Source organism: Streptomyces sp. NPDC052036, assembly GCF_040680495.1.
Taxonomy (GTDB): domain Bacteria; phylum Actinomycetota; class Actinomycetes; order Streptomycetales; family Streptomycetaceae; genus Streptomyces.
The window spans coordinates 1-15,760 of record NZ_JBFAWW010000072.1 but is presented as its reverse complement, the minus strand read 5'-3'; the positions used below and the strand labels follow the sequence as shown (position 1 = coordinate 15,760).

Sequence of the window (15,760 nt, the reverse complement as noted above, 5' to 3'; positions counted from 1 at the left end):
CAGGCCCCCACCCTCCGGATACCGCATCCCACCGGCATACCGCAGGGATCATGAACCGTCACCACCCCCGACGACAACCCGAAAACCTCAATAACTGCCGCCGCCCCCGGCAGGCAGCCCAGGCTCACGAAACGGTCTCACGTGGCCTACACCCGGTCCCAGAGGCGACCCCTTACGCACACGCGAAGAAAACAAAGAGCAGCTTCGAGCAGCGTCGGCCGGACCTTGCGGGAAAGCTGCCAGGCTCTTCACTGCAAAAAGGCTGGTGAAGGTGCCCTGCGGGCACGGAGTTCCGCGACAAGGGAGTCAGCGCGTCACATGTCCGGCCGTGTTCAGCTGCGCCCCCACCAAACAGAAGCCGTCGCCGCGGGAGTGGACGCCCTGAGCGGTACGCGACACGCGGCCGCGACCATCATCGCCGCTTGCGGCACCGGCAAGACCCTCATCGGCAAGCGCGTCGCCGAGCACTTCGCTGCGCGGGGCCCCGTCCTCGTCCTCGTCCCGACCCTTGAACTCCTGACCCAGACCGCGGCCCGCTGGCTGGCCGACGGCGGCTTCGACCAGCTCATCGGCGTGTGCTCACTGCCCGGCGTTCACGACCGCAGCCTGCGCGGCCGTCTGCTGCTCACCGCAGACGCCCGGGTCCTGGCCCGCCGCGTCGCCGAGGGAGGACGCATCGCCGTCTTCGCCACCTACGCCTCCCTGCCCACCATCGCCGAGGCCCACCGTGGCGAACGGCTGCCGCCCTGGGCCTTCGCCCTGGCCGACGAAGCCCACCGCACCAGCGGCGACTGGGACAAGCGCTGGGGACTCATCCACGACGACCGCGCCATCCCGGCCGCGCACCGCCTCTACATGACCGCCACGCCCCGCAACTGGCGCACCACGCAAAATCCAACGGCGCGCACCCGGATCGAACGACTCGCCTCGATGGACGACCCCACCATCTACGGCCCCGTCGTCTACCGCCTGGACCTGGCCGAGGCGATCGAACGCGGCATCCTCGCCGACTACCAGCTCATCGTGCCGGAAGTCCACGACAGGATGCTGCGCGAGATCCTCCACGACCCCCTGCCCACCCCGCATCAGGACGGGCTCCGCCTGGCCGCGATGCAGGCAGCCCTGCTGATGTCCATGGCCGAACACGACGTGCGCCGGGTGCTGTCCTTCCACGGGCGGATCGCCGCCGCCCGCGGTTTCGTCGCCTCCCTGCCGGAGACGGCCGACGTGCTCTCCGACCGCACCGGCATCCGAAACCCCTGGGCGCACGCCCTGTACTGTGGCCAGGCGCCCTGGCGACGCCAGCAGATCTTCCGCGAGTTCGAGCACTTCTCCGCCCACACCCCGGGCAGCGCCGCCGCCGGCCACGACTGTGCCGTGCTCGCCAGCGTCCGAGTGCTGAGCGAAGGCGTCGACGCCCCCGACACCGACGGCATCCTGATCGCCGATCCGCGCCGCAGCCCGAACAACATCGCCCAGAGCATCGGCCGGGCCCTGCGCAAACCCCCGGGCCAGGCCAAGTGCGCCTCCATCTTCATCCCCGTCTACATCGCGCCCGGCCAGTCCACCCGACAGGCCATGGAGTCCTCCTCGTTCTCGGACTTCTGGCGCTTCTTCAACGGACTCGCCGTCTACGACACCAGGGCCTACCAGCGCTTCGGCTCCCGTATGAAGGCGCGACCACAGCCCCTTGCGCCGCGCCCGCACCGCGCCGGCGAAGTCACCCGCACCCTGAAACTGCGCACCCACAAAGCCCCCAACAACGCCTTCTGGAGGGACGGTCTGCAGGCCGCTCAGGCCTTCCGCACCCGCCACCATCACCTGAACATTCCCAGCGAACACGTCACCAGCGACGGCCTGGCCCTGGGCCAGTGGATCGGCCAGCAACGCTCCCTGTACGCCGCGGGAGCCCTGCCGGCCGACCGTATCGCCGCCCTCACCAGCATGGGGCTGTCCTGGCCGCATCCCCCCGAAAGCTTCGAACACCACCTGGCCCAGATCACCGCCTGCGCCGCCCGTCACGGCACCCTCGCCCTGGGCAAGAACGCCCACGGCGGCGACCGCCGCCTGGCCGCCTGGCTGGAGACCATGCGCTGCCGCGCTGACACCGGCCGGCTCGCCCCCGCCCGCATCACCTCCCTCAACGCCGTCGACCCCTTCTGGAACCCGCCCTGGAGCCTGCGCTGGCAGTACACCTACGCGCAGATCAGACGCCGCCTGACCACCAGCACCTGGCGGTGCACCTACCACCGCCACGACAGCCGTGACTCCGCCTGGGGCAGCTGGCTGGACCGCCAGATCACCCACATGCACCTGCTCGATCCCCAGCAAAAACATCTCCTGGCCGCCCTGGCCCGCGCCTGCCCCGACGCCCACCCCCACAGCATGCTGCTGACCCGACCCACCGGCCTGCGCGAGCGGGCCTTCAACCGCGGGCTGCGCGCGGCACGCCAGTACCACCAGCGCCATGGGCACCTCGACATGCCCAAGGACCACACCGAAGAGGTTTTCGGCGACCAGGTCCACCTCGGGGCCTGGCTGGCTCGACGGCGCAGGGACAGCGCCCAGATGACGCCCCGACAGCAAGCCGGCCTGGCAGCTCTGGGCTTCGAGATGATGCCGGTCTTCCTGTCGCCCGCGCAGCCACGTCGTGAGACGGCTGCCTGAACCAGCGACCACGCTCCGCCGGGCGGGCGGACGTCAGTCCGTGCCCATGCCGGCCGAGAAGTACAAGACGCGCGAGCCGCGCTTGGACCGCCCCGCCCGCCCCTGCGCGACCAGCGCCTCCAGCGCGTGACGCATCGCGGGCTCCTTGATCCTCCGGCCCGGGTGCGCCCGGGCCAGTGCGGTGGCGACATCGTGCGACGAGCAGGGCTCGCCCCGCCTTTTCAGCTCATCGGCCACCAGATCCCGAAGCGTCGGCGCCTTCTTCCCCGCCTCCGGTGCCCCGTCACCCCGGCCACCATCACCAGCGGCACCGTCGCCGGTGTGCGGCACGCCGTCGGACGCAAGCGGAGCGGCAGGACTGCTGCCGGTCGTGGCTGCACCGTCCGGCCCCGGCTCCGGGCAGGCGGCGGGGGAGTGACCCGACAGGGCCTCCCGCATGCTCAGTAGCAGCGCGTGATTGCCTTCCAGGGTGTGCAGCTGATCCTGCAACGCGGTGATCTCCGCACGGACACGCTCGCGATCCTTCTCGACGAGCTCCAGGTCGGCATCGATCTTGGCCGCGTAGTCCGTTCTGAGGGTGAGAAATTCCGAGACCGCTTCCACTATGACGTCCAGCCTCCCGCAGAAGTGCGCACTCCGGGGGACGTTAGCGTCCGCACGGCAATGCCCGGCCACTGAGAACGAAGAGGGGCCGCTCTTTGCCCGACCATGCGCGCAATGTGGTCAGTTGTCGTCATTGCTCGACCGGTTCCATATTCCGACCGGGTCAGGCGGCGCCGAGTTCGGGGGTGTGTAGCTGCTGCGTGGTTCCGAACACCTCGTCGAATGCGAGGGAGCATCTCGTGGGCACCAGGTGGTAGGGGGAGCCTGAGCCTGCGGCGGGTTGCGGACCTGTGCGGCCCAGTATCAGGACGTCCAGGGGAGTGAGGACGTCGAGGTTGTCGAAGACGTAGCAGATCGGCAGCTGCGTCCATGCGGCGAGCTGGAGGTGCGCCATGACGGCGGCCCGTTCCACCGCATGGCGTTGGGTGATGCGGCTGGTCATGCGGCTCTTGCAGTCGATCAGAAACACCTGCCGGTCCTTGGCGGCCACCAGATCGGGTGTCCACCGCAGCGAACTCTCGGTGCCCCGCAGGGCGACTCGCACCGCTTCGGTCAGCACGCCCTGGCCCCAGGGGCTGACGTCCCATCCGCGCAAGGCGAGTTCCTCAGCGACACGTTTTTCGTGCGCGTCGCCCACGGCCTTCCTTTGCTGAAAGCTCGGCATACCGGCAAGTGTTGCTCTCCTCCTCAAGGTCGAAACAACCCGGTGCCCCGTCTCGGACACTCCTGGCCAGGGGTGTTGGCGGTCGTTGTCGTTCATTGGCGTTCATGGGTGTCCGTCGGTGTCTCCCTGCGTCTCATGGCGTCTCACTCTGCCTCGAAACAACATGACCGGATCTGGCTCCTGCCGCCGTAGGCCGGGAGCTGCGGCCCACCTGCCGTGCGTCTCACCGGCGCCGCACCGGCGGTCCGCGCCCCCGCCAACGCGCGACGGATCATCCTCCGCGCGCGCCTCGGCCAGCGCCGCCGCGAACTCCTCCTTCGCGATCTCAGCCCGCTCGCAGGCCCGCTCGGCCTCGGCGAGCGCAGCCGCAGCGCGCTCCGCCTCCTCGCGGCACTCCTCAAGGCGCTGACGCGCACTCAGTTCCCGCTTCGTCCAGCAACCCCATAGGCGACGGCATCCGGCCCTCCAGCGATGCGGCGACACGACGCGAACATCCCTGCCACCCACCCGCAGGCACCAAGCCCGACCAGCGGAAAACAAGCGATCACGCCCGGATTGATAACGGCTTCTCAAACCAGATGACCTCTCCGATGTCTCCCCAGCGGTGGGCGTGGCTGTCAAGCGTGGCAATGGCGCTGTGGTCGAACAGGCCCATTACCTGTGCCAGTCGGGGCGGGCGGCCAACGCCACTGAGTTCAGTACGGAGGGCGATTTCGCAGCGCAGCAGACCGTCAAGTCGCAGCAGTCGCAGCGCGATGACCATGTTGCTGGCGTGCCGTGACAACTGGCCTACCACGGTGCGGACCAGTAGCTCGACTGACGTGGTCAACTCGGTCAGGCCCCAGGAGTTGAGCGCATCGCGAAGCCGGGCCGCCGCCGTGGCTGCGCACTGGGGATCCCACGCTTTCACAAACTTGGCGATGACATTGCCGGCCTCGATGCCATCGAGACGGGCGCCGATCAAGGCAATATCTCTATTGCAGGGGCCGGTGTCCGCCGGAACCAGGAGTGCGTCACACAACCTCTGCAAAGACGGGGGACTGTGTACGTCGGCGACTTGTCCGGCCGCAGTGAGGCGTTCACGCAGCTGCTCGATGCCGGCATCCATGTCTGCGTGCTGGGATTCGACCAGGCCACGGGTGTAGAGCATCAGGGTGGCCCCGGCGGGCACCCTCATCGCCATCTCGTCAAAAGCAAACCAGTCGCTCACGTCGATGACTTGTCCGCTACCGTCGGGCTGGAGGAGCAGCGGGGACACGTGGCCGGTGCTGGCGATGCTGAGTAAGTGCTCGACGGGGTCGTACACGGTGTACAGACACGTCGCCGTGTGGGCAGCACCGAGATCGCGCGCGATGTCGCTGAAGTGCAGCACTACCTCACCGGGCTCGTGTTTCAGGAAAGCCAGGCTCCTCAAGCTGCTGAGCAGCTGCCGCAGAGCACCGGCCCCCAGAGGGTGACCCAGGTCCCCCGCGGCCAGGACGATGCGGGTGTCAGGGAGCGGAACCGCGCAGCACCATCCGCCGCTGGCACCGGCGTGCACGTGGCGGGAGGCAAGGTGCACCCCGGGCAGAACGGCCCCGACACCTATTGAATGGGAGTCGGCCAGAGGGTTGTTCACGGTTGTCCCGGACAACTCCATGAAACCCCGGCCCGCTTCACGGCCGACCACGTCGCCGGGGCGATGTATCTGCCCAGGCACAATCCTGACCGCAGGGCCGGCGGAATCGAAAGCAACCTGTGTGAGATCGGGCCGATACCGAAGATCGTCCGCTGCTTGCTGAACGGCTTCGTGCTCCTCATCAAGGACTAGCCGAGCCTTGGCCAGAGCGAGGTCCACGTCGTCCAGGGCCGCATCGTTCAACTGCGGTACGGTCAGTTCGGGCGGGGAGATCTCAGTTGGCAGCTCGCGCGGCAGAACCTGGTCGCCCTGACCCTGCCTGGCCCGCACAACGGCGAGTTCTGCCTCCAGTTGCCGGATACGCCGTGCACCGTGGTCGGCGACCTCTTGGGCAACGGCCCGGTCCCGTTCCGCACGGGCCAGCTGCTGCCGCAACTCCAGCTCCTGACCATGTACTCGGGCATAGCGCACCTGCAGGGCACGGTACGCCGCCGACTCCGGAGCTGGAGAGTCCATGCTGCGCCTGAGCTCGGCGCTAGCAGCCTGCGCCTGGCCAAGCATCGCAAACAGCAACAGCCCCACCTGCAAGGCCTGGTGGCGGCCGCGTTCGCTGGCCTCGAGAGCCCGTCGGACGCGCTCCAACTCCGCATAGATCGCGATGACGCGGTCCTTGGCCGCCAGCAGTTCCTCGGTGACCGCCAGCGCGTCAGCAGCCCCCAGCGGTGTCGGAGCAGTCTGCGCCCTGTGCCAGAGCTCCCGCGCCGTCTGAAGGCGCGAGTTGGTGGCGCGATGGACAGGTTCGGCCGGGTAGCACACATCGGCTACGGCCTCCACCAGGTCCCACTCCAGGCCCTGGCCGGCGAGCCGGTCTCTCAGTTGGCGCAAGTTGGGCACGGCCTGGTCAGCGAAGTGGTCAGGGGTCAGCAGCCGGTGCAGCTGGGGCACCGATACCAAGGCTTCGTCCAACCAGCCCCGCATCAGCTCGGCCAGCTGATTGATCTCTATGCATCCCCCGCGCGGTGGACTCCACGGCCGACCGGGTCGCTTCGCCTTGCCGCCCATCGGTCCTCCCTGTCCTGTTGTTCTGGCAACAACACCGTGTTGTCACCGGAGAACCATCCAACCGCTCCACCGGCCCCCTTGGCTCAGTCATCGTGGGAACAGCTCACTTTCACCCGACACAAGCGAGGCCGTAACCGTTGACCACCACCTTCCTGACGCTCCTGCTTCTGTTGACCATCGCCGTACTGGTGTCCACCGCCGCAGCGTTGATCGCTTACGCACTGGCGCGCTGGGAGGGCGCGAATCGCCCCTCCTCCCTCTCACGGGCCGGCATGGCCTTCGCCGGAAGCCTTACCCTGTGCTACGGATTGATCGCCCTGACGCGGGGATAGAGGACTCACGGCCCAACCCTGCCCGAATGCCCTCCTCGTGCCGGTGATCACACACTCACAGGCCTAGACGTGGGTGAATGTGGGGCTCTGGATCGCGTAGGCAGCGCCGCCGACGACGACTTGGACGCGCCGCGCGTTGCCGGTGGCCCGAGGGTCGGGTGACCTGAGAAGCCGTTATCAAAGCGATCTTGGGGCGCGAAGATCGAACGAGGGTTCGGGTCTGTTCCCGTTCGGTTGATCGCCAGATGGCCGACGCACGAGGGAGGGGCCTCCTGAGGTTGATCCCTGGGAGTGGACACCGGGTGTCATGCGACGAGTGACAGCGTACGTGACTTGATCAGTTTGCTGTTCGAACTCAACTGGTGTGAGGTAGCCGAGCGCGGAGTGCCGACGGCGCCGGTTGTAGTACGACAGCCAGCGGAACAGCTCCAGCCGGGGCTGTGCCTTCGAGGTCCAGCGGCGGCCATGGAGCAATTCGCGCTTGATGCCCTGGAAGAACGACTCAGCGAGGGCGTTGTCGTAGCTCGAGCCGATCCGGCCCATGCTGCGGCGGATGCCGTGTCGACGGCAGACGTCGGCGAAGGCGGCCGCGCTGTATTGGGCTCCCCTGTCCGTGTGGAACACGACGCCGCGCACCCGGCCGCTGCGGGCGGCCACGGCCATCTCGATCGCGTCGGTGACCAGCGAGGTGCGCATGTGATCGGCGATCGACCAACCCACCACCTTCCTGGAGCAGATGTCGATCACCGTGGCGAGATAGAGCCACGTCGAGCCGACGGCTATGTACGTGATGTCGCCGCACCACCTGGTGTTCAGCGTGTCTGCGGTGAAGTCGCTCATGACCAGGTCCGGCACGGGCGGCGCGGTCCTGTCCGCGATCGTCGTCCGCTTCTTCTTGCGGAGGTGCCGGCCGACGATGTGGTTGATCCGCATCAGCCGAGTGACGCGCTTGCGGTTGATCTCTGTCCTCTCGCACGCAGCTCGGCATGGACGCGCGGGGCCCCGTACGCGCCCTCGTGTTCGGCGTGGATGGCGCGGATTTCGCTCACGGTCCGCTTCTCCTCGGCCTCTAGGGTCTGTACGCCCTGGTGCACCGCGACCCGGCGACCCGGCATCGTCCTGGCGGAGACCCGGGTAACCGCCCCAGGCAGCCGATAGCAATCAGGGTGCCGCAGGACCAGTGGGACGCGGCGTGTCTGCTCTGGCGTCAGAGTCTGACTCTGAAGCGGCTGAGCATGTCCGGGATGAACTGGAGTAGGAGCTTCTTGGCGTCCTCGAGCTGTTGGAGTTCGTCGTGGCCGAAGCGGAAGACCTCGTACCCTCTGAGCTTGAGGTCCCGGTCGGCGGCGACCATGTCCGCGTATTTGGCGGTGTCGGGAGTATGGCCGTCGTCGCGCGTGTAGTGCTGCACTCCGTCGATCTCCAGGACGACACGCTGTCCGAAGGGCAGCAGTAGAAGGAAGTCCATGCGGGAACGCAGCAACGCTTCGGGGCCGCGCTCCTTAACGGTCTTGGGATCCCAGTGCAGCCATACCTCGGGCAGGAGAGCAAGGTCATCCGCACAGAACGGGCGAGCCGTACGGTAGGCCGTGAAGAGGTTCCTCTGGCCGGGTGAGTTGCCTGGCAGGCTCCTGAGGAGCCGTTGGTAAAGATCTTCACTGGCGTCACTCTCGCTGGTGAACCCGTGCGTGTCCTGCCACCAGCGGTGCAGGTCCCGCCAACGCAGACCCTCGGCAGGGATCTCCCGGTCATAGACAAGGGTGGCGCCCGGTCGTCCGCCGACGATCTCGATGTCGTTGTCCACCGAGGATCGGAAACGAATGTCTGGTTTACCCAGAGAAGCGAAAATGATGTTCTTCGGCCTCTGGTTGCTGTGCAGCCGCATCGATACCAGGGTGAACAGCGGATAGCCGCCATCGCTGCCCGTTTGCCGCAACTCGACCCCATAGGCGCGGAGGTGGTCGTTGATCGTGCTGGCTGTCTTCTCCTGCAGGTGCTCGTTCAAGAGAACGTCCGCCGAGACCAGGCCTTCCAGGAAGCGGGCGAACCTGGCGTCCCCTGCCTCGAACGCACCGAGGCTCTCGAAAAGCCGCTCGGTCGACCAGTCCCCCTTGTTGCGGAGAACGTGCCTCTTGATGAGGTCCTTCAGCGTCACCGGCCGCGTCCCGTTCAGCAGCAGCGCGCTGAGCTCGTCGAAGGAAAGGTCCGGTCCCTCGATCGCCCAGAGGTCATCCAACAGATGCAGGAAGCGGTCATGGTGCTGGGTGAGCTCCGGGAGATACAGGGCGCGCGCCACTTCACGGCGGGCCTTCTTGGGTATGCCGGGTGGTGCGCTCTCTTCCCACAGCAAGTCTTCGAGCTGATGGCGGAGCGGCGGGCGCACAGGGAAGGGGAAGTCCTGCTGCTGTAAGACACGTTGAGCCAGTCGCGGCAGTTCCGTGTCGGGTACCTGCTGGAGGCTCTGTTCAATCCGGGCTGACTTGCTGCCGGCGTTCTCAGGAATCGCTGGCATCCCCAGTCGCTCGAAGGCCCGACTCAGCACGGCATGCGTCAGGTTGCTGAGAGGCGCGACGGCTATGTCGAGCAGAGCGCGAAGCGCTGAACGATCGCTGCTGCCAACCATAGGTAGATAGTCGCAGAGAACCGGGGGAATCCGGCAGTAGCCCTCAACGCGCGCAAGGTGCTGGTCACCCTGTTGCGCGTGTGCTGCTGAAGCGGTGGCGGTGCCCCAATCCACCGAGCAACACAAGGTACGGGCCTGATGGCCTTCCGTACGTCGACGGGTGCCTCGACCGTCCCTGAAACGGTCGTCCCGGCGACGCTTCGACAGGAAAGGCCCCTGAACGCCTCTGAGTAACTGGTTGCTGACGGTTGCGAAGTAGGCTCATGCCTCGAAGTGAGGGGGAAGATATGACCGGGCTGTTGGACCCGCTGGATGATCCGCAACGCTTGCTAGTGGATCTTGTCTGGAGCCGATTCTCCGACGCGGGCCAGTTCCCCAAGTACTTCTACATCGAGTACGTCATGCGGCAGGGCGGCTACCAGGCTGAGGCGGTCCTGCGCAGCTTCCCTGGGGTAGGAGCTCACCTGCGGCATCCGTATCGGGCGGTGGGCTGGATCACCAGTGGTGTCACGCCTGACCCTGACGGTCCCGTCCGGCTCACCCTTGCCGCGCTGCATCACCTGCTACACGATCCCGTGGCCTCGCAGATCAGCCGGGCGCTGCTCGCGTTCATGCGGGAGTTGACCAGCGCCCAGAAGCGGATCTTGGAGTCACCCTTCATTTGCCCGGATCTGGAGGTGAACCTGCGCGAGTTCCTTGAAAAGTCGGGTGAAGGCGACGGGCATGGGGAGCACATCGCGCAGATTGCGCTGACCGAGTGGCCGGGGATCAGCTTCCGGGAGTCTCCCGGCAGCGGTCGGCTGGGCTACCTGACTGAGGCCAACTTCTTCACCACCGATGCCTACCTGAACGCCGTGACTGCCGCGCTTGCGCCGCCGATCCCCCCGGCTGTGCTGCCGTACGCCGAGCCCCGGGCTTTGCTGCGCGCGCTGAACTTCTTCGACGTCACCTGCGAACTGATCTTGGACAGGGGCATGGTGCCGCGACCGCCCATGGACCGCTCCAGCTTGCTGGCGCTGCCCGCCTCCACTGAGGCCGAGTTTCAGTCCGGCGTCGTCGTCCTGAGCGAGATCCTGCGCGATCTAAGCGTGCCAGGAAGGAACCCGTCCCACGCCCTGGGGCGCCTCGACGACTACCTGGTGCGCCGCCTGCCCGGGATCGACCAGGCAGCCGTCGAGTCGACTGTGCGGCGGCTCGACCAGATCCGGATGGTCCGTAACTCCTTCATCCATCCCAAGCCGGACCCCGCTTTGATCCAGGCCCACCACGACCTCGGGCTCACCTTCCCTGTCCGGGACTTCGCCGCGGGCTGGGACAGCGTGCGCGCGCACGCTGCGGACAGCCTTGGTCGCCTTCAGGAGGAGATTCAGGCCGCGCGTGCCACTGTCATACCGGAGGGGCCGTGAGTACTGGAGAGCGGCAGCACTACCTGCCCGCCACATTGCTGGGCGGGTTCGGCATGGCGCGGGGTGACCGGCTGCGCGAGGCGGAACTGCGATGGCGGCGACGCAATTCGGGCATCGTGCTGGCTACGAAAGCCGAATCGATCGGCTGGCGCTCGCGCATGTACCGGCTGGCGAACCCGGCGCCCGGTGTGGACCCCGACGTGGTCGACACCGTATGGGACACCATCGAGCCGTACCTGCACCAGCTCGTCAGCGAGCTTGAGGCTGGCAGCACCGACCCAGTGATCCAGCAAGCCTTCCTGGTGTACGCCGCGATGGTCGGCGTCCGCCATCCCGACTTCGGTGACGCGCTCAATCGCTGGTACGCCGAGGCGGGCCAGCCAGCTATTTCTGGCGACGCCGTCCAGATGGCCCGGCTGAAGGTCATGAGCAACGGGCTGCAGACCCTGCTGCCGAGCATGCGCTGGCGCTTCCTGCACAGCCCGTCGGACGCGCCCCGGTTCACCATCAGCGACCGTGGCTGGACGTACATCGGCCAGCACAATCGCCCGGGCAGGGGACTGTACATCCCGTTGAACTCACGCGTCGCCGCCGTTGGTTGGGAAGGCCCGGCTGGCGGGTTCGACCATCAAGTCTTGCGGCCGAACTACGTTCGGTGGTTGAACGCGGCGATCTGGACGGACGCCTCGGAGTTCGTGGCCGGGCACCCAGAGAGCGAAGCCGAGCTACAGACCCAGCGCACCGCTCGCGAGGTTTCGCACCGCATCACCCTCGTGAATGGCGCCTTCCGGGATATCCCTGGGCGAAGGTACCTTTTTGACGAGATCTGATCGGGCTACGCACGTCAGCGCTGGCCCATAGTTCATCCGGTGCTGTCGGTGAGGGTCTGGGCTACGCCCACTCCACGCCCAGCTCCCGTAGTGCGGCCAGCTGCTCGGGGGCGAGCTTGTGTCGCCTCGACTTGGTGTTCGAGACCCACACCCCCAGCTTCACGACCACCGGCTCCGCCTCGCCGTCGACCGCGATCTCTTCACTGTGGCCGCGTGGTACTAGCCGGTGGGCGCCTTCCCGTTCGATCCACTGTGCGAGGGCGGCGAGTCCGCGCTGGAAGGCCGCTGCTGCCTTGCTCGGCCCCTTCCCGCTCTTCGCCGCTGGGGAGGCAGGCGGCGCCTGGAGTGGTTTGACGCCGAGCTTGGTCAGTCGTTTCTGCTGTTCGGTGGACAGCTGCTTCCAGGTGGCCGGCTTGCGTTGCTGTTGGAGCCATTGTCCGAGGTCGTCGCCGTCGAGGAGGACGCCGGGTGCGATGTCGGGGAGCCGGCCGTCTGGTTCGTCGGCGGCGAGGTCGGCGAGGTGGCGGTGGTGGCGTTGCCAGTTGAGTGGCCAGGGGCAGTTCCAGCCGGGGTCGATCGCGGTCAGCTGCCCTGCGCGCTGCTCCGCCCGATCGGGGTTCTTGCCGAGGCCGCCGTTACGGCGGAGGTTGGCGATCAGCTGCCCGATCGCGACGGGTTGTCCGTCGGGGTCATCCCACACGGCGTCCTGCCGCGGCGCGAGGTGTCCGGTGGCACGCCGGTAGGACCGTAGGGCGGCGAGCTTGTTCTCCCAGGCTTCCTCGCCCGGCTCCCACACCATCCCCGCCTCGGGGGCGTCGAGCAGTTCCTTGCGGTGCGGGTCGAGCTCTCCGGCCCGTAGTGCTTTGCGCTGTTGGTGCACCCACCTGCCCAGCGGGAACGCCTTGGTCACCCCCACCTGCGTCTCGACGTCATAGGGCACGGCATACAGCCCGCTGATGTCGTTTTCCGCCCGCCACCGCAGCAGGGCTTGGTAGCCCTCGAGCCAGACCAGCGACTGTGGCCGGTAGACGCGGGTGCGCAGGAACGCGGCGATGGTGGCCGGGTCCCGGGGGCTGGAGAACTGCAGCAGCTCCGACTCCGCCACGCCACTCCCGGCCTGCGGCCCTTCCGGGCCGGCGCTGGCGGGAACGCCGGTGATGATGCGCCCGTCGTCGTCCCGCCGGACGTGGACCTTGCGCGTCCCTCGGGTGAGGGCGCGGTTGGCGAGTTGTTCGGTGAGGTGTTCGGAGTGGGAGCGCAGGCCTTGGAGGACGGCGACGAGGGGGGCGTAGGAGGCGCTGGCGATCATGCCGGTGGGGTCTTCGCCGGGCTGGAGGAAGACGGGCACGATGATCCGCGCGGTCTTCGTGCTGCCGTCGAGGTTGGGCCGCAGCGCCCGCCCGATGTTCTGCACGATCTCGACCTGGGAGCTGCGGGTGTCGGCGAAGCAGACCGCCTCCACACCCCGCTCGCCCCGGATGTCGACCCCTTCCCCGAGAACACGGCAGCTGGCGAGGAACGCCCGGTGCACCCGCCGGCCCGCGGCGTCGATGCCATTGGCGAACTGGCGCAGGACCTCGCGGCGTTCGGTGACAAGGTGGTCGCCGCACAGCCAGGCCGCCCACACCCGGTCTGCGGGGACGTGCCGGCCGACGGCCTCGACGTCCCCCGGCTCGGCACCGAGAGGAGAGGCGGGCCGGGCGGCGGCCTCGTCCAGGGCGTGGGCGGTGACCTCGTCCGCATACAGGTCCGCAGCCGTCCGAGGCAGATTGACGGCGAAGGCTTCGGCTTCCTCGACCCGGCTGTGGAAGGTCATCATCGTCTTGATGTTGCGGGCACTGGCATGCTCCAGCAGCGCGGCCTGCAGTAGCGCGAGGCGCCGGCCCCGCCGCGCCTCGTCGGACAGGCCGACAAAGTAGTCGGGGTCCTCGATCTCCAGGACGTCGATCTCGAACCCGGCGAGGACGCCCCGCTCGACCGCCTCCGAGAGCCCGAACTCCGCCAGCCACGGCCCGAACATGGCCGAGTCCTGGCCCATCGACGCCAGCTCCAGCTCGCGCCCGTCCTTCCCGCGCTGCGGCCGGGGAGAGGCCAGGATCCGCGGGGTAGCGGTCAGGTAGAGCCGGAAGTCGGCGGGGATACGGGTGTTGTCGTGGATCGCCGCCCACGACCGACCAAGATCACCCGCAGTCGAGTGGGCTTCGTCCACGACGGCGAGGTCGAACGGGGCCATCCGCTGTCCGTACAGCCGCTCCCCGCCCGCCAGAGCAGCCTCCAACGGCCCCCGCATCGTCCCCCGGCCCGCCGGGTCGTCGAAGTCCTCACGATCCACCAGCGAGGCGTACGTAGCGAACACGACCACCGGCCCCGACCCCGCCCACAGCGCGAGCTGAATCGGGTTGGTCGTCGTCCGCACCACCAGCGACTCGAGCACCGGATCGTTCTCCAGCGAGCACACCGCCACCATCGGAGCACGATGGCCCACTGCCCGCCACGCCTGCGCGGTCTGCACAAGCAGATCCAGGGTCGGCACCGTCACCAGGATCCGGCCACCGGGGAAGCACTCCAGCGCACACGCAGCCGCCGTGATCGTCTTCCCCGACCCGGTCGCCGACACAATCGTCCCCCGCGCCCCCTGCGCCGGGACCGAAGACCTTGCAGGAAACCCCACCCAATCCCGGAAAGCCGATTTCTGCCGTAGTTGGTGTTCGCGAAGCTGAATCAAAAGAGTTCTCCGGACTCAGGAAGGACCTGGACGACGGAAGCGATGCGGCATCCGGTGCGCTGGTAGAGGCCGCCGTCTTTACCGTGCACGGCCCAGGCCCGCTCGGCCGCTGCCTCGGCTGACGCAGCCATTAGATGAACGACCGGACCCGGCACGCCCGGGCGGGAGCGGCCGGCGACGGGCCGAGTACCGATCCGGTAGACGCGGTGCCGCGAGATCTCCACAGCCGCGACACCCGACCGCTCGGCCTCAGCCACCTCGGTCATCAGCCGCTGCAACCGCTCCTCTTCATAGCGGACAGCACGCGCGTCACGGGAGGGCGCGTACACGGCCACCTGATCCCTGTCCATGGCAGCGGCGATCCGCTCCCACTGAACGCACCGCAGCTCCGCGATCAACAGCTCACTCAAGTGATGCGGTTCCGCAGGCCCCACCCGTGCGCGCCCGGCGCGTTCCTGCGCCAGATGTACCTGCGCGGCCACCTGACGCCGATCGAGTGCGGCGGCCCTCGCGATCACCCCGAGCCGCGCAAGCTCATGCGGGAGATACTCGTAGATCAACACACGATGCGGCTCTCTGCCGGGGGTCCTTCGATTACGCCAATGCTACATGCTGCATCACACCGAGATGCAGCATTAACGGTAGAGCCCTGCATGCGCTGACTCAGGTCTCGTAGGATCCCTGTCATGGACTGGGGACCGCTCGTGAGCACGTCACTCGGTGCTGTCATCGGCATCGCCTCCACGCTGGCGACGGATCAGATACGGACCAAGCGCGGCCGGGAAGACAAGGACCAGGCCGCACGGCAGCAGCTGTACGGCGATTACCTGGCCGCTCTCGCCAGGACGAGGAACCATTTGCGGATGGCGGCAAGGCCGTCTGGCTTGCCAGATGGAGAACGGGTTCGCAGGGCTGCTGAGGTGTTCCACGAGGGGAATGCCTACGAACTGCGCTATCAGATCGCGGTGGTGGCGCCCAGGGAAGTCGTCGAGGCATCGACTGCCGCGTTTCGGTCCCTGCGGGATCTGAGGGACCTCGTGGAAGGGGGAGCACTCCATACCAGTCAGGACTACGTGCAGGCCCGGGACAGGTGGGAGCTCCTGCTCGCGGAGTTGCGGATCGCAATGAGGCGGGGCGAACACCACGGTCAACGCGGCGCTCCACAGGGCCCGGGCGGTCTCCATGCGGCCCCTGATGCCGGGACTCTCGGCCGCCCAGGCCCGGCAGTTG

At 67.7% G+C, this 15,760-nt stretch carries 11 protein-coding genes and 1 pseudogene; 5 read left to right on the top strand and 7 right to left on the bottom strand.

Features of this window, described 5'->3' with window-relative positions; all coding sequences use genetic code 11:
- The first annotated feature begins 318 nt into the window (after positions 1-318).
- Positions 319-2,667, top strand: a complete 2,349-nt coding sequence (locus AB0L95_RS40690; protein WP_365171526.1) for a Helicase associated domain protein — start codon at positions 319-321, stop codon at positions 2,665-2,667.
- Between the two features lie 33 nt (positions 2,668-2,700).
- Here the strand turns inward: AB0L95_RS40690 and AB0L95_RS40685 are convergent, their stop codons facing one another.
- The 3 genes from AB0L95_RS40685 to AB0L95_RS40675 all read right to left on the bottom strand — a co-directional run bounded on the left by AB0L95_RS40685 (position 2,701) and on the right by AB0L95_RS40675 (position 6,614).
- Positions 2,701-3,270, bottom strand: coding sequence for a hypothetical protein (locus AB0L95_RS40685; protein WP_365171524.1), 570 nt, complete (start codon positions 3,268-3,270; stop codon positions 2,701-2,703).
- Positions 3,271-3,433: 163 nt separating this feature from the next.
- Complete coding sequence (locus AB0L95_RS40680; protein ID WP_365171522.1) at positions 3,434-3,907, bottom strand: hypothetical protein; 474 nt, start codon at positions 3,905-3,907, stop codon at positions 3,434-3,436.
- 571 nt (positions 3,908-4,478) lie between these two features.
- Entirely contained in the window at positions 4,479-6,614 is a 2,136-nt protein-coding gene (locus AB0L95_RS40675; protein WP_365171520.1) for a SpoIIE family protein phosphatase, read from the bottom strand.
- A gap of 137 nt (positions 6,615-6,751) precedes the next feature.
- Here AB0L95_RS40675 and AB0L95_RS40670 point away from each other — a divergent pair, with 137 nt between their 5' ends.
- The gene (locus tag AB0L95_RS40670; RefSeq protein ID WP_365171518.1) at positions 6,752-6,946 is read left to right on the top strand and encodes a hypothetical protein; all 195 of its coding nucleotides are present in this window, start codon (positions 6,752-6,754) and stop codon (positions 6,944-6,946) included.
- 305 nt (positions 6,947-7,251) lie between these two features.
- Here AB0L95_RS40670 and AB0L95_RS40665 read toward each other — a convergent pair.
- Both AB0L95_RS40665 and AB0L95_RS40660 read right to left on the bottom strand, forming a co-directional pair.
- Positions 7,252-8,016: pseudogene (locus AB0L95_RS40665) on the bottom strand (IS3 family transposase); the annotation flags it as partial.
- A 137-nt stretch (positions 8,017-8,153) separates the two neighbouring features.
- A complete protein-coding gene (locus tag AB0L95_RS40660; protein WP_365171516.1) occupies positions 8,154-9,569 on the bottom strand; it encodes a hypothetical protein in 1,416 nt (471 codons plus the stop codon).
- A 287-nt stretch (positions 9,570-9,856) separates the two neighbouring features.
- Between AB0L95_RS40660 and AB0L95_RS40655 the strand changes: the two genes are divergently transcribed.
- Together AB0L95_RS40655 and AB0L95_RS40650 are read left to right on the top strand one after the other, a co-directional pair.
- A complete protein-coding gene (locus AB0L95_RS40655) occupies positions 9,857-10,975 on the top strand; it encodes a hypothetical protein (RefSeq protein ID WP_365171514.1) in 1,119 nt (372 codons plus the stop codon).
- A complete protein-coding gene (locus AB0L95_RS40650; protein ID WP_365171512.1) occupies positions 10,972-11,805 on the top strand; it encodes a DUF4238 domain-containing protein in 834 nt (277 codons plus the stop codon). The genes AB0L95_RS40655 and AB0L95_RS40650 overlap by 4 nt, the downstream gene beginning before the upstream one ends.
- A gap of 61 nt (positions 11,806-11,866) precedes the next feature.
- Here AB0L95_RS40650 and AB0L95_RS40645 read toward each other — a convergent pair whose 3' ends face one another.
- On the bottom strand, positions 11,867-14,530 hold the full coding sequence (locus tag AB0L95_RS40645; RefSeq protein ID WP_365171510.1) for a Helicase associated domain protein: 2,664 nt from the start codon (positions 14,528-14,530) through the stop codon (positions 11,867-11,869).
- Positions 14,527-15,093, bottom strand: a complete 567-nt coding sequence (locus AB0L95_RS40640; protein ID WP_365171508.1) for a hypothetical protein — start codon at positions 15,091-15,093, stop codon at positions 14,527-14,529. Before AB0L95_RS40640 ends, AB0L95_RS40645 begins: the two co-directional genes overlap by 4 nt.
- A gap of 123 nt (positions 15,094-15,216) precedes the next feature.
- On the opposite strand from AB0L95_RS40640, the gene AB0L95_RS40635 reads away from it, so the two are divergent.
- The coding region (locus AB0L95_RS40635; protein ID WP_365171506.1) for a hypothetical protein at positions 15,217-15,760 on the top strand (544 nt) is incomplete at its 3' end.